Raw genomic sequence first — 14,165 nt, forward strand, 5'->3', positions numbered from 1 at the left:
ATAGCGTTAACGGCCAACCCCCACCCCCCCCCACCCCCGCTGCCACATTTGGACCTGTGTTTGGCGCATCGGACGGGTTACTGGGCCAGCCAGCCACCGTCGATGTTCCAGGCGGCCCCGCGGACCTGGGCACCCGCCTCACTGCACAGGAACAGCACCAGCTCACCCAGTTGTGGCGGCGTGACAAACTCCAGCGACGGCTGTTTCTCCGCGAGCAGATCATGCTGTGCCTGCTGCGGGTCGACGCCATTGGCGGCGCGGTCATCGATCTGCTTCTGCACCAGTGGCGTCAGCACCCAGCCCGGGCAAATCGCGTTGCAGGTCACGTTGCTGGTGGCGGTTTCCAGGCCGACCACCTTGGTCAGGCCGATCACGCCATGCTTGGCCGCGACATACGCGGCCTTGCCCACCGAACCGACCTGGCCGTGCACCGAGGCGATGTTGACGATGCGCCCCCAGCCCTTGGCCTTCATGCCCGGCAAGCTCAGGCGCGTGCTGTGGAACACCGAGGACAGGTTGATCGCGATGATCGAGTCCCAGCGTTCCGCCGGAAAATCTTCCACGGCCGCCACATGCTGGATGCCGGCGTTGTTGACCAGGATGTCCACGCCGCCGAACTCACGTTCGGCGTAGGTGATCATGTCGGCGATCTGCGCCGGGTCGCTGACGTCCGCCGGGTGATGGCCGACCTTGCCGCCGAACGCCTGTACCTGGGCAATCACCGCGCTGGCGTCGCCGAAACCGTTGAGGATCAGGTTGGCGCCGGCCTTGGCCAGGCTCAGTGCGATGCCCAGGCCGATGCCGCTGGTGGAGCCGGTAACCAGGGCGGTCTTGCCGTTCAATGTCGTCATGAAAACCTCACACAATGCCGGTGGCGTAGAAAGTACCGATCACCACGAACACCGCGAGGGTCTTGATGATCGTGATGCCGAAAATGTCCTTGTAGGCTTCGCGGTGGGTCAGGCCGGTGACGGCCAGCAGCGTGATCACCGCGCCGTTGTGGGGCAGGGTGTCCATGCCGCCGCTGGCCATGGCCGCGACCCGGTGCAGCACTTCAAGGGGGATATTGGCCGCATGCGCCGCCGAAATAAAGCTCTCGGACATGGCCGCCAGGGCGATGCTCATGCCGCCCGAGGCCGAACCGGTGATGCCGGCCAGCAAGGTCACGGTAATTGCTTCGTTGACCAGCGGGTTGGGAATGCCCTTGAGCCAGTCCGCGAGCACCAGAAAACCTGGCAACGAAGCGATCACCGCGCCGAAGCCGTATTCCGACGCGGTGTTCATCGCAGCCAGCAGCGCACCGCTGACCGCACTTTTACTGCCTTCGGCAAGCTTGCTCTTGATCGCCGACCAGCCAAACACCAGCACCATCAGGATCCCCACCAGCAAGGCCGCCTGCACCGCCCAGATCGCGGTGAGCTTGGCGATTTCGGTGGTCACCGGCGCACTCATGCCCGGCAGGCTGAGGCTGTGGGTCTTGCCGTACCACTGGGGGATCCAGTGGGTGAACAGCAGGTTCATCACGCCGACCAGGATCAGCGGCGACAGCGCGATCCACGGGTTCGGCAGGCTGAGGTTGTCGGCGGTTTCCGGCTCGTTGCGCAACTCGGTGCCGTAGCCTTCACCGGCGCGCTGGGCCTTGTTGCGTTGGCGCGCGAGGTACAGCATGCCGGTGCAGAACACGAAGATCGTGCCGATCAACCCCAGCCACGGCGCGGCCCAGGCGGTGGTATTGAAGAAGGTGCTGGGGATGATGTTCTGGATCTGCGGTGTGCCGGGCAGCGCGTCCATGGTGAACGAGAACGCGCCGAGGGCGATGGTCGCCGGGATCAGGCGCTTGGGGATATTGCTCTGGCGAAACATCTCCGCGGCAAACGGGTACACCGCAAACACCACCACAAACAGCGACACGCCGCCGTAGGTAAGCAGGGCACACACCAGCACGATCACCAGCATCGCCTGGCGGGTGCCGAGCAAGCGGATCGCCGCCGCCACGATGGAGCGCGAAAAGCCCGACAGCTCGATCAGCTTGCCGAATACCGCCCCGAGCAGGAACACCGGAAAATACAGTTTGATGAAGCCGACCATTTTCTCCATGAACACCCCGGTAAACGCGGGGGCAACGGCAGAAGGATCGGTGAGCAGGACAGCGCCGAGCGCGGCGATGGGGGCAAACAGGATAACGCTATAGCCACGGTAGGCAGCCAGCATCAGCAGCGCGAGGGCTGCCAGGGCAATGATCACACTCATGGTGTGTCTCCATCGGATTGTTATTTTTGTGGGTGTTGTGGTGGGGAAGGGCTATAGCGAGATGTGTGCCAAATATTTAACTAATTGAAATATAAGAATATTTTGTGTTTTGGCTAAACGTCTCGTGAAATTTATCTCTATTTTGAGACTGCGGGAGATCCCCTGTGGGAGCGGGCTTGCCCGCGAAAGCGTCGCGCCAGTGAGTTTACAAGGCACTGACACACCGCTATCGCGGGCAAGCCCGCTCCTACACTAAGGTGTCTTTGTTTGTGGAATGATGTCTCTCTATTGAGACTGGGCAATGCCCAACGCCACCATCTTCTTGTACAGCGTCGACCTGCCGAGCCCCAGCCGCTGCGCCGCGTCCACCACATTGCCTTCACACGCCGCAAGCGCCGCCCCAATCACCTGCCGATCAAAGCGCTCGCGTGCTGCGCTGAATGTTTCACCGGCTACCGCCGCCACTGCGCTGCGCTCGACCGGGGTAAAGGTGCCGATCGCCGCACGAATTTCCTCGGCATCCAACACCAGGTCATCACTCAACAACGCCGCGCGCTCCAGCACATTGCGCAGCTCGCGGATATTTCCCGGCCACGCATGCTGCGCCAACAACCCCAGGGCTTCACGGTCGAGTTCGTGCTGGCTGCGCAGCTCCTCCAGGATCGCCTCGCTCAGCGCCGGAATATCCTCCAGGCGTTCACGCAGTGGCGGCACCTGGATCGGCAGCACGTTCAGCCGGTAATACAGGTCTGCCCGAAACTCCCCGCGCTTGATCGCTGCTTCGAGGTCCATCGACGTCGCGGCGATCACCCGCACATCGCTGTGCAGCATCTCGTTGGAGCCGACCGGTTCGAATTCCTTTTCCTGCAGCACCCGCAGCAGCTTGCTTTGCAGCGGCAGTGGCATGTCGCCGATTTCATCGAGGAACAGCGTGCCGCCCTGGGCAATCTGGAATTTGCCGGGACGGCCCTTGCGGTCGGCGCCGGTAAACGCGCCGGGCGCAGTGCCGAAGAACTCAGCCTCGAGCAAATCATGCGGAATCGCCGCGCTGTTGATGCTGACAAACGCCTTGTGCGCCCGCGGCGAGGCGCCGTGGATCGCTTGCGCCAGCAGCTCCTTGCCGGTGCCGGTTTCGCCGAGCAGTAACACTGGCGACTCGGCACTCGCACTGCGCCGGGCGCGGCGCTTGACTTCAAGGCTGGCTGCGCTGGTGCCGATAAAATGCGCGAAGTTGTACTTGCTCTGGCGTTTGCGCAGCAATGAACGGGTCGAGGCCAGCTCCTGCTGCATGCTCAGGTAGCGTTCGATCAGCGGCGACAGGTTGCGCAGCTCATCGAACAGCGCAAAACCAATGGCGCCGATTACCGCGCCGGCATCGTCGTGAATGGGCAGGCGCATCACCACCAGCGGGCCTTTGGGCGTGTCTTGGATATCCAGCAGGATCGGCTGGTCATTGCGCACCACCTGGCGCAACAGGCTGTTGGAAATCACCTGTTCACACGGCTGGCCGATGGCTTCATCGGCGCTGTTCAGGCCGAAACGCTTGGCGTAGCGCTCGTTCATCCAGACGATATTCGCGTCACGGTCGACAATCACCGTGCCTTCGCTGGACTGCTCGATAATCTCGAACAACGACTGGATCGCCAGGCCACGAACCTGTTGGTAGTCCTTGAGGTTTTCGTTGATGTTCATGCTCACGCCGTCAACACAAATGGGGGATGGGCGCGATCCTGTGGCAGCGGACTTGCCCGCGAAGGCGGCGTGCCAGCCAGTAAATCCGGCACCGATACAGCGCTTTCGCGAGCGAGCCCGCTCCCACAGGAGGCGCGTTTACAAGGGAATATGCGCCGCCGCCAGCAGCTCTTTGGTGTAGGGATGCTGCGGCGCGTCGAAAACCGCATGGCTCGCGCCACGCTCCACCACCTTGCCGTCCTTCACCACGATCATGTCATGCGCCATGGCGCGCACCACGGCCAGGTCATGGCTGATGAACAGGTAGGTCAGGCCATACTTTTCCTGCAGTTCGCGCAGCAGCGCGACCACTTGTTTCTGCACCGTGCGATCGAGCGCGGAGGTCGGCTCGTCGAGCAACATCAGCGCCGGCTTGAGCACCAGCGCGCGGGCGATGGCAATGCGTTGGCGCTGCCCGCCGGAGAACTCATGCGGGTAGCGGTGGCGGCTGGCAGGGTCGAGGCCCACGTCCTTGAGCACCTGGATCACTTGCGCGTCACGCTCGGCGAGGCTGCACGGCGCATGCACTTCCAGGCCTTCGCTGATGATCTGCTGCACCGACATGCGTGGACTGAGGCTGCCGTAAGGGTCCTGGAACACCACCTGCATCTGCTTGCGCCACGGGCGCATCTGCTGGTGGTTGAGCGGATCGAGGGCGGCCCCCTGGAAGCGGATGCTGCCGGTGGAGTCCAGCAGGCGCAGGATCGCCTGGCCGAGGGTGGATTTGCCCGAGCCCGACTCGCCGACAATCCCCAGGGTCTTGCCGCGCTGCACGCTGAGGCTGATGCCGTCCACTGCACGCAGGTAAGTCTTACGCCGAAACAGCCCGCCCGTGAGGGGGAATTGCACGGTCAGGTCGTCGACCTGCAACACTGTCTCGCGCGCATCGCTGCACAGCGGTTCGCCGGCCGGCTCCGCATCCAGCAGCAGACGGCTGTAAGGGTGCTGCGGCGCGGTGAACAGGGTCTGGCAGTCGGCCTGCTCGACGATTTCTCCGGCGCGCATCACGCAGACGCGCTGGGCAATGCTGCGCACCAGGTTGAGGTCGTGACTGATCAGCAGCAGCGACATGCCCAGGCGCTGCTGCAACGACTTGAGCAGCAGCAGGATCTTGCGCTGCACGGTAACGTCGAGGGCGGTGGTAGGCTCGTCGGCGATCAGCAACTCTGGCTCGCAGGCCAGGGCCATGGCGATCATCACCCGCTGGCGCTGGCCGCCGGAGAGCTGATGCGGGTAGGCCTTGAGGCGCTCCTGGGGTTTCTGGATGCCGACCAGCTCGAGCAACTCCAGAATGCGCGCCTGCGCCGCCTTGCCGCCCAGGCCCTTGTGCAACAGCAGGGTTTCGCCGATCTGCTTTTCGATGCTGTGCAGCGGATTCAGCGAGGTCATCGGCTCCTGGAAAATCATCGCAATGCGGTTGCCACGCAATTTCTGCAGGGTGGCGGCCGAGGCGCCGACCAGTTCCTGGCCGCGATACTTCACCGAGCCGGTGGTTGCAGTACCGGCCTCGGGCAGCAATTGCAGGATCGAATGGGCCGTCACCGACTTGCCCGAGCCAGACTCGCCGACCAGCGCCAGGCACTCGCCGGGGCGCACATCCAGGCACAGGTTGCGTACCACGGTCTGGCCGCTGAAGGCGACGCTGAGGTCGCGGATCTCGATCAGGTTCATACGCAGTTACTCATGAGCGGGGGTCGAAGGCGTCACGCAACGCCTCGCCGATAAAGACCAGCAGCGACAGGATCAGCGCCAAGGTGAAAAACGCAGTCAGGCCCAGCCAGGGCGCCTGCAGGTTCTGCTTGCCCTGGGCGATCAGTTCCCCCAGCGACGCGCTGCCCGCCGGCATGCCGAAGCCGAGGAAATCCAGGGCGCTCAAGGTGGAAATCGCCCCGGTCAGAATAAACGGCAGGTAGCTCAAGGTGGCGGTCATGGCGTTGGGCAGGATATGCCGGCGAATGATCTTGCCGTCGCCCAAGCCCAAGGCCCGCGCCGCCTTGACGTACTCCAGGTTGCGGCCGCGCAGGAACTCGGCGCGCACCACGTCCACCAGGGCCAGCCAGGAGAACAGCGCCATGATCCCCAGCAGCCACCAGAAGTTGGGCTCGACAAAGCCCGACAGAATGATCAGCAGATACAGCACCGGCAGCCCGGACCACACCTCCAGGATGCGCTGGCCAAGCAAGTCCACCCAGCCGCCGTAGTATCCCTGCAATGCACCGGCGGCGATGCCGATGGCGGCACTGATCGCGGTGAGCGCCAGGGCAAACAGGATCGACACCCGCGCGCCGAAGATCACCCGCGCCAGCACGTCCCGCGACTGATCGTCGGTGCCCAGCCAGTTCACCGCCGAGGGCGGGCTGGGGGCAGGGCGGGTCAGTTCGTAGTTGGGGGTGTCCTCGCTGAACGCAATCGGCGGGAACAGCATCCAGCCACCGTCCTGCTTGATCAGCTGTTGCACGTAGTCACTGCGGTAATCGGCCTGGAACGGCAGTTGCCCGCCGAACTGCTGTTCGGTGTAGCGCTTGAACACCGGGAAATACAGTTCGTTCTTGAAGCTGAGCACCAGGGGCTTGTCATTGGCGATCAACTCGCCGCCCAGGGTCAGGATGAACAGGCCGATGAACAACCACAGTGACCACCAGCCACGACGGTTCTTCTTGAAGCGTTCGAAACGCCGACGGGCCACCGGAGACAGATTAAGCATCAGGCGTTCCTCGCGGCGAAGTCGATACGCGGGTCCACCAGCGTGTAGCAGAGGTCGCCGATGAGTTTTATCAGCAGGCCAAACAGGGTGAAGATAAACAGTGAGCCAAACACCACCGGGTAGTCACGCGACACGGCGGCTTCGTAGCTCATGCGCCCGAGCCCATCGAGGGAGAAGATCACCTCGATCAGCAGCGAACCGGCAAAAAAAACGCTGATAAACGCCTGGGGAATCCCCGAAATCACCAGCAGCATGGCATTGCGGAACACATGGCCGTACAGCACTCGCCGTTCGCTCAAGCCCTTGGCGCGCGCGGTGACCACGTACTGGCGGGTGATTTCGTTGAGAAACGAGTTTTTGGTGAGGATGGTCAAGGTGGCGAACCCGCCGATCACCAGGGCGCTGACCGGTAACACCAGGTGCCAGAAGTAGTCGGCGATCTTGCCGACTGTGCTCAGCTCTTCGAAATTCTCCGAGACCAGCCCGCGTACCGGGAACCAGTTCAGCGACGTGCCGCCGGCGAACACCACGATCAGGAACATCGCGAACAGGAACGCCGGCATCGCGTAACCGATCACGATGGCGGTGCTGCTCCACACATCAAAGCTGCTGCCATGGCGCACCGCCTTGCGAATTCCCAGGGGGATCGACACCAGGTAGGTGATCAGCGTGGCCCACAGCCCGAGAGATACGGTGACCGGCATTTTCTCCAGGATCAGGTCGGTCACCGTGGCGCCGCGAAAGAAGCTGTTGCCGAAATCCAGCTTGGCGTAGCTCTTGAGCATCAGCCACAGGCGTTCCGGCGCGGGTTTGTCGAAGCCGTACTGTTTTTCGATGTCCTTGATCAGTTTCGGGTCCAGGCCACGACTGGCGCGGGAGCCGCTGCTGATGCCCTCGCCGGATGAACCGCCGATTGCGCCGCCGCCGATGCCTTGCAGGTGGGCGATGGCTTGTTCCACCGGGCCGCCTGGCGCGGCCTGCACGATGACGAAATTGACCAGCAGGATAATCACCAGCGTCGGGATGATCAGCAGCAGGCGCCGCACGATATAGGCAAACATCAGCGCGTCCCTCCGCGTTTTTTCAGCTCGGCGTCCATTTGCTCATTGGTCAGCGGCGTCGGGCTGATCTCCCACCAGGTTTCCAGGGCTTCGTCGTTCTGCGCCTCGATGGCCGGGCGACCGAACCGGTTCCACCACGCGGCGGACGTGCCGGGCGGGTAGTAATTGGGGATCCACAGGTAATTCCATTGCAGCACGCGGTCCAGGGCATGGGCGTAGTTGAGCATCTGCGCCTGGGTATCGGCCTTGACCAGGCCCTTGATCAGCGTGTCGACGGCCGGGTCCTTGAGCACCATGTAGTTGTTGGCGCCCGAATCAAACGCGGCCGCAGAACCGAAGTAGTTGTACAGCTCCATGCCGGGCGATGTCGTCACCGGGAAGCCGGTCACGATCATGTCGTAGTCGCGCGCCATCAGCCGGTTCACGTATTGCGAGGAGTCGATGCGGCGAATATTCAAGGTGATGCCGATCTGCGCGAGGTTGCGTTTATACGGCAACAGCAAACGCTCGACGCCGTTCTGGGCATTCAGGAAGGTGAATTCCAGCGGCTCGCCCGCGGCGTTGACCAGCTTGTCGCCCTGCGGTTTCCAACCGGCCTCTTCAAGCAGGGCCAGGGCTTGCAGTTGCTTGTCGCGGATCATGCCGCTGCCGTCGGTGACCGGCGCCTTGAACACCTGGGTGAACACCTCGTCCGGCACCTGGCCGCGCAAGGGTTCGAGAATTGCCAGTTCCTCCGGGGTCGGCAACTGGGTCGCGGCCAATGGGCTGTTGGAGAAGTAGCTCTGCTGGCGGATGTACATATTGCGCATCATCTGCCGGTTGGCCCATTCGAAATCCCACAGCATCGCCAGCGCCTGGCGCACACGGCGGTCCTTGAACATCGGTTTTTGCACGTTGAACACATAACCCTGGGACGGCTGCGGCATTGCTTTGGCCAAGTGCGCGCGTTGCAGGCGGCCATCGTCGAGTGCCGGGCCGTTGTAGCCGATGGAGTAACCGGTAGCGGAGAACTCACGGTTGAAATCGTAGGCGCCGCCGCGCAGTACCTGGCGGGCCACTTCGGTGTCGCCGAAGTATTCCAGGCTCAGATGATCGAAGTTGTACAGGCCACGGCTGACGGGCAGGTCCTTGCCCCACCAGTCCGGGTCGCGGGTAAAGGTAATGGTGTTGCCCGAATCGATCTTGCTGACCTTGTACGGGCCGCTGCCCAGCGGGGCTTCGTAGCCGCCGCCGTTGGCGAAGTCGCGGGTTTTCCACCAGTGCTCGGGGAACACCGGCAGGGTGGCGATATCCAGCGGCAGCGTGCGGTTCTCGTTGCTGGAAAAATCGAAGCGCACCTGGCGCGGGCCTTCGACCTCGACGTGCTTGACGTCGGCGAACAGCGTGCGAAAGCGCAGGCTGCCCTGGGTCATCAGCAGGTCGAAGCTGTAGCGCACGTCTTCGGCGGTGATCGGCTTGCCATCGGCAAAACGCGCCTTGGGGTTGAGGTAGAAACGCAGCGACAGGCCGTCGTCGGCGCGTTCCATCTTCTCGGCCACCAGGCCATACACCGTGTAGGGTTCATCCAAGGAGCGCTGGGCGAGGGGGGCATACAGCCAGCCGTCGACCTGGGACACGCCGATGCCTTTGTCGATATACGGCAACACGTGGTCGAAACGCCCGATTTCCAGGGCCGAGCGCCGCAGCGTGCCGCCCTTGGGCGCATTCGGGTTGGCGTAGTCGAAATGGGTAAAGCCGGCAGAATATTTGGCCGGTTCGCCGTACACCGTCAGGTAGGTTTGCGGGGCCGCGATCACGGCCGTGCTGGCCATCAGCAAGGCCAGGGTGGAACTCAGCAGAGATGAAAAAGCCAATCGCATTGTCAGCCTTGAACGCCGGGTGAAGAAGATTAGGGATTTGTACGCTAACGGCATCAACGTCGCCAGTCACCACATGCACAACGGCCCACCAAAAGGCGGGCCGTTGTTTGTAGCATCAGCGCAGACTGGATCAGTCCTGGCGGCTGGTCACTTCCAGCAGGTGGTAGCCAAACTGGGTTTTCACCGGGCCTTGCACGGTGTTGACCGGGGCGCTGAACACGACGCTGTCGAATTCCTTGACCATCTGGCCTGGACCGAACGAACCCAGGTCACCGCCTTGGCGGCTGGATGGGCAGCTGGAGTTGGCTTTGGCAACTTCTGCGAAATCAGCGCCGCCTTCGATTTGGGCCTTGAGTTCGTTGCACTTGTCTTCAGTGGAAACGAGGATGTGACGGGCGGTGGCTTTGGCCATGGGGATTAACTCCTTGAGTAAAAACGGTGAGCGTACCGGATTCAGGCGGTTATTTCCTGGCAAAGTTCCCGGTAAATGCCCAGTGGCTCACGCGCGTGCCATGGCGCCGCTGCGGGTCAACCATTCGATAAACAACGCAAACAGCTCGGCCTGGGAATTGATCGCGAGCTTGGTGTACAGGTTCTTGCGGTGCATGCGCACGGTTTCCGGCGAGATCCCCAGCACCTGGGCCGTGGATTTCACCGAGTGGCCGCGCAGGATCAAGTGCGCGATCTCGCGCTCGCGCACGGTCAGCACGCCACTGGCAAACCCCATGAACGCCGCCTCGATTTGCTGGTGCGCCTGGGTCTGGGTAAACCCTTCATCACGGATCACCTTGGCCAGGCCCCCGGTGGTGCCAAAGCGGCGCAGCAATTCGCGGACCATGGCCTGGGTGGCCTGCTGCAACGCCAGTTGCGCGTCGCTGAACTGCCCGGCGCTGAGGCCCTGGAACATGCACAGCGAGATCTTGCTCTGTGGCCCCAGGTCGACAATGTAGTAACTCTCCTGAGCACCGCCGCTGCGCAGGTAGTAGGTCTTGTAGTACTCGCTGTTGAAAAAATCGTCCGGGGCGATCTGGGCCAAGTGATAGAAGCCCTCGGCCAGGCCCTTGTCGACTGCCAGGCAGAACGGGTCCAGCAGGTAGCCGCGCGAGAAGTAGCGGTGGATGATTTCGTCCTGATAGGCGCGGGGAATACCCTGCTGATAGAGCAAGTGCGGGGCCAGGCCCTGGCGCTCCAGGCTGATCATCATCGATTCGATGGGCGTGAGCACACACAGCGCGCTGGCCAGGTGTTCGAGGAAGCACGCCTCGTCCACATGGATCAGTGCCTGGGCCAGGGCGCGGTGCCAGGCTTCCAGTTGCTGCAGGGTCGGGTCGGAGGCTGTCGTCATGCTGGCCAGTCTACCCGCAGGCCAACCCCCAGGCAAAAACGCCGAGACAGGCTCGGCGTTGAGGTTCATTGGCCCCGGTACTCGCCTGTCTGGCGCAGTTCGGCGGCGGTGTCGAGGATGCATTGGCGCAGGGTCTCGACCACCTCGTCGACCTGCGCATGGGTGATGATCAGCGGCGGTGACATCACATTCAAGTGACCGATGGGGCGTACCAACAAGCCCTTGGCCTGGGCGCGAAGATGGATTTTTTCGCCGATATTGACCGCGTCCGGCAGCAGCGCCTTGGTGCGTTTGTCGGCGACAAACTCGATGCAGGCCATCAGGCGCTGGCAGCGGATATCGCCCACCAGTGGCAAATCGACCAGGGTTTGCAGGCGTTGCTCCAGGTAAACCCCGACATCTTCCACATGCGCCAGCAGGTTTTCGCGCTCGATGATCTCGATATTCTTCAGTGCCGCCACGCAACTGACCGGGTGGCCGCTGTAGGTGAAACCGTGGGTAAAGCAACGGCCCTTGCCCGGCTCGCCGATCACCTGCCAGATGCGCTCGGAGAAAATGCACGCGCCCAATGGCAGGTAGCCGGAAGTCAGGCCCTTGGCGGTGGTGATGATGTCCGGCTGCATGCCAAACACGTCCTCGGAGGCAAAAAACGCACCGAGGCGTCCGAAGGACGTCACCACCTCATCGGCCACGTACAGCAAGTCGTAGCGCTGACAGATCTCCCACATGCGCCGGTGGTAGCCCTTGGGCGGAATGATCACGCCACCCGACCCCATGATCGGCTCGGCAAAGAACGCTGCGACGTTGTCCGCGCCCAGGGTAAGGATCTTGTCTTCGAACTCGTTGACCAGGCTGTCGAGAAACTCCGCCTCGCTCATCCCCTGTGGCGCCCGGTAGTAATTGGGGCAGGCGATGTGGTGGAACAGGTCGCTCATGAAATCGAATTCCGGCGCGCGGTCGGCGGCCTTGTTGCCGATCGACATGGTCAGGAACGTGCTGCCGTGGTATGCGCTGAAACGCGAAATGATGTGTTTCTTGGCCGGCTTGCCACGGCTGTTCTGGTAGAACTGCACCAACCGGTAGGCGGTGTCCACCGCCGTTGAACCGCCGGTGGTGAGAAACACATGGTCGAGGTCGCCGGGGGCCAGGCTGGCAAGCTTGGCGCACAGCTCGATGGCGGTGACATTGGCCATGTCGCAGAACGGGTTGGAATAAGCCAGCTGACGCACCTGATTGGCGATGGCCTCGGCCATTTCCTCCCGGCCCAGGCCGATATTCGTACACCACATGCCTCCGACTGCATCCAGGTAGCGATTGCCCTGGGTGTCGTAGATGTAGGCCCCGTCGCCGGCGGCAATATTCAGCGAGCCCTGTTCACGGTGCTCGTCGAACATATGGAAACCGTGCATGTAGTGAGCTTTGTCGGCGGCGTCCAGCTTGGCATTGTCGAACTGGGCGAAGAAAGCAGGATTTGGCAGAGTCATGGCATTTACCTTCAATGGCTGGTTTTCACTTGCCGGTCTTCACGGCATTCCAGGTGCGGGTGATCAGGCGCACGGCGGCCGGTGGCTGGCTTTTTTGCGTGAACAGGCGCTGCAGGGTCGCGGCGTCAGGGTAGATCGCCGGGTTGTCGCGGATATCGGCATTCACCAGCGGCTTGGACGCCAGGTTGCTGTTGGCGTAATGGATGGTGTTGCTCACGCCGGCCATGGTCGCGGGCTGCAGGAGAAATTCGATGAATTTGTGGGCATTGGCGACATGCGGCGCATCCGCCGGGATATAGAAGTTATCGAACCAGATCAGCGAGCCTTCCTGGGGAATGAAGTAGTCCAGGTTGATCTTCGCCCCGGCCTCCGTCGCGCGCGCCTGGGAGGTGGCGTAATCGCCGGACCAGGTGGTGGCCAGGCACAGATCGCCGTTGGCCAGGCCGTTGATGAAACCGCTGGAGTCGAATTTGCGAATGTACGGTCGCACGGCCATCAACACCGCCTGGGCCGCCTTGAGGTCTTTGGGCGCGACACTGTTCGGGTCCAGGTGCAGATAGGTCAGGGCCAGCGGGATCATGTCAGTGGGCGAATCCATGAAGGTGATGCCGCAGTCGGCAAATCGCGACACGATCTTCGGATCGAAAATCATCGCCAGCGAACCGATGGGCGCATCCGGCATGCGTGCCTTGATCATGTCGACGTTATAGGTCACGCCATTGCTGCCCCAGGTATACGGCGCGGAATAGGTGACACCCGGGTCATGGGCTTCCAGGTGCTTGAGTACCAGCGGGTCGAGGTTTTTCCAGTCGGGCAGTTGCGTTTTGTCCAGTGGCTGGAACACCTTGCCCTGGATCAGCAGCGGCACCAGCGAGGCGTTGAGCAAGGCCAGGTCATAACCGGAACGTCCGGAGAGCAACTTGCCCTGCACGGTCTCGTAGGAATCGTAGGTGTCGTAGATCACCTTGATCCCCGTGGCCTTCTCGAAGTCGGCCAGGGTGGTCTCGCCGATATAATCCGCCCAGTTGTAGATACGCAGGGTGTTATCCGCGGCGTCTGCGGCCCGGCTCAGGGCCGGCAAGGCCAGCAATACGGCGCTGAACAGGGCGATAAAGGCTTTATGCATGGGGACCCACCTTGTGTTGTGCTGTTATCAGGCGAAGGGACTGATGGCACTGTCAGGCAGGTGGCGGGCAGGGCGCCATACCCCGTTCGGGTAGGGCGCCGGATTCAGGGCAGGACGATATAGTCGTTGCGCTGGATGATCGGTCGGTGCGGGCCCTGCACCAGGTGCAGGTAGCGGCCGTCCACGAGGTCGATGGGCAGGCAGTCGTCGATATCCAGCACGCCGTCGGTGTGGGCCTGGGACCAATGGCGCAACATCTGCTGCTTGCCCTGGCGGGTGGCGTCCTGTTTGTTGCGCGCGACTACCAGCAGGTAATGATGGGCCTCGCCGAAGCTGTTGGCTTCATAACCGCCGAGGTTGATGAAATACAGGTGGTGCGCTCCCGCCTCGGGAGCCAGGTGGCTGAGTTCGACCTTCCAGCCGTCGACGCCATCCACTGCCATCCACGAATCGATATGCACGCCCTTGGGGCTGCCGAACCAGCCGTCGCGCAGTTGCGGGTAGGTGGCTTCCAGCGTGTCCGCCGCAGCGAACACCACATCGTGCACTTCAATTTTCGCCCTGGGGTGCTTGCCCCCGAGCATCACGACAAACAGCATTGCAGG

Annotated in this window: 12 protein-coding genes; all 12 read right to left on the reverse strand. The window is 62.4% G+C overall.

Translation table 11 applies throughout. From position 1 onward, the window contains the following. Window positions 1-77: 77 nt before the first annotated feature. Window positions 78-851 carry a 3-hydroxybutyrate dehydrogenase gene (locus NTD80_RS01770; protein WP_262131890.1) on the reverse strand — a complete coding sequence of 258 codons (774 nt, stop codon included), beginning with the start codon at window positions 849-851 and terminating at the stop codon, window positions 78-80. Window positions 852-858: 7 nt separating this feature from the next. Next, window positions 859-2,250, reverse strand: coding sequence for a GntP family permease (locus tag NTD80_RS01775; protein WP_065907757.1), 1,392 nt, complete (start codon window positions 2,248-2,250; stop codon window positions 859-861). A gap of 285 nt (window positions 2,251-2,535) precedes the next feature. Further along, on the reverse strand, window positions 2,536-3,942 hold the full coding sequence (locus tag NTD80_RS01780; RefSeq protein WP_262131892.1) for a sigma-54 interaction domain-containing protein: 1,407 nt from the start codon (window positions 3,940-3,942) through the stop codon (window positions 2,536-2,538). Window positions 3,943-4,080: 138 nt separating this feature from the next. Further along, on the reverse strand, window positions 4,081-5,652 hold the full coding sequence (locus NTD80_RS01785) for an ABC transporter ATP-binding protein (RefSeq protein ID WP_262131893.1): 1,572 nt from the start codon (window positions 5,650-5,652) through the stop codon (window positions 4,081-4,083). 10 nt (window positions 5,653-5,662) lie between these two features. Continuing rightward, entirely contained in the window at window positions 5,663-6,685 is a 1,023-nt protein-coding gene (locus tag NTD80_RS01790) for an ABC transporter permease (RefSeq protein WP_065907762.1), read from the reverse strand. Continuing rightward, window positions 6,685-7,746 (reverse strand): microcin C ABC transporter permease YejB, encoded by a 1,062-nt coding sequence (locus tag NTD80_RS01795; RefSeq protein WP_106803584.1) that lies wholly within the window; start codon window positions 7,744-7,746, stop codon window positions 6,685-6,687. Before NTD80_RS01795 ends, NTD80_RS01790 begins: the two co-directional genes overlap by 1 nt. Continuing rightward, on the reverse strand, window positions 7,746-9,605 hold the full coding sequence (locus tag NTD80_RS01800; RefSeq protein WP_262131894.1) for an extracellular solute-binding protein: 1,860 nt from the start codon (window positions 9,603-9,605) through the stop codon (window positions 7,746-7,748). Before NTD80_RS01800 ends, NTD80_RS01795 begins: the two co-directional genes overlap by 1 nt. A gap of 130 nt (window positions 9,606-9,735) precedes the next feature. Further along, a complete protein-coding gene (locus NTD80_RS01805; protein ID WP_065887453.1) occupies window positions 9,736-10,017 on the reverse strand; it encodes a peptidylprolyl isomerase in 282 nt (93 codons plus the stop codon). A gap of 87 nt (window positions 10,018-10,104) precedes the next feature. Further along, window positions 10,105-10,950, reverse strand: a complete 846-nt coding sequence (locus NTD80_RS01810; RefSeq protein ID WP_262131896.1) for a helix-turn-helix domain-containing protein — start codon at window positions 10,948-10,950, stop codon at window positions 10,105-10,107. Between the two features lie 65 nt (window positions 10,951-11,015). Beyond that, window positions 11,016-12,434, reverse strand: a complete 1,419-nt coding sequence (locus NTD80_RS01815) for an aminotransferase (protein ID WP_262131898.1) — start codon at window positions 12,432-12,434, stop codon at window positions 11,016-11,018. Between the two features lie 25 nt (window positions 12,435-12,459). Then, window positions 12,460-13,560, reverse strand: a complete 1,101-nt coding sequence (locus NTD80_RS01820; RefSeq protein WP_262131899.1) for a polyamine ABC transporter substrate-binding protein — start codon at window positions 13,558-13,560, stop codon at window positions 12,460-12,462. Between the two features lie 104 nt (window positions 13,561-13,664). Beyond that, a complete protein-coding gene (locus NTD80_RS01825) occupies window positions 13,665-14,159 on the reverse strand; it encodes a DUF1543 domain-containing protein (RefSeq protein WP_065907782.1) in 495 nt (164 codons plus the stop codon). Between the last annotated feature and the right edge of the window lie 6 nt (window positions 14,160-14,165).

The sequence above is a fragment of the Pseudomonas sp. 13B_2.1_Bac1 genome (assembly GCF_025466155.1).
In the GTDB taxonomy this organism is placed as follows: Bacteria; Pseudomonadota; Gammaproteobacteria; order Pseudomonadales; family Pseudomonadaceae; genus Aquipseudomonas; species Aquipseudomonas aylmerensis.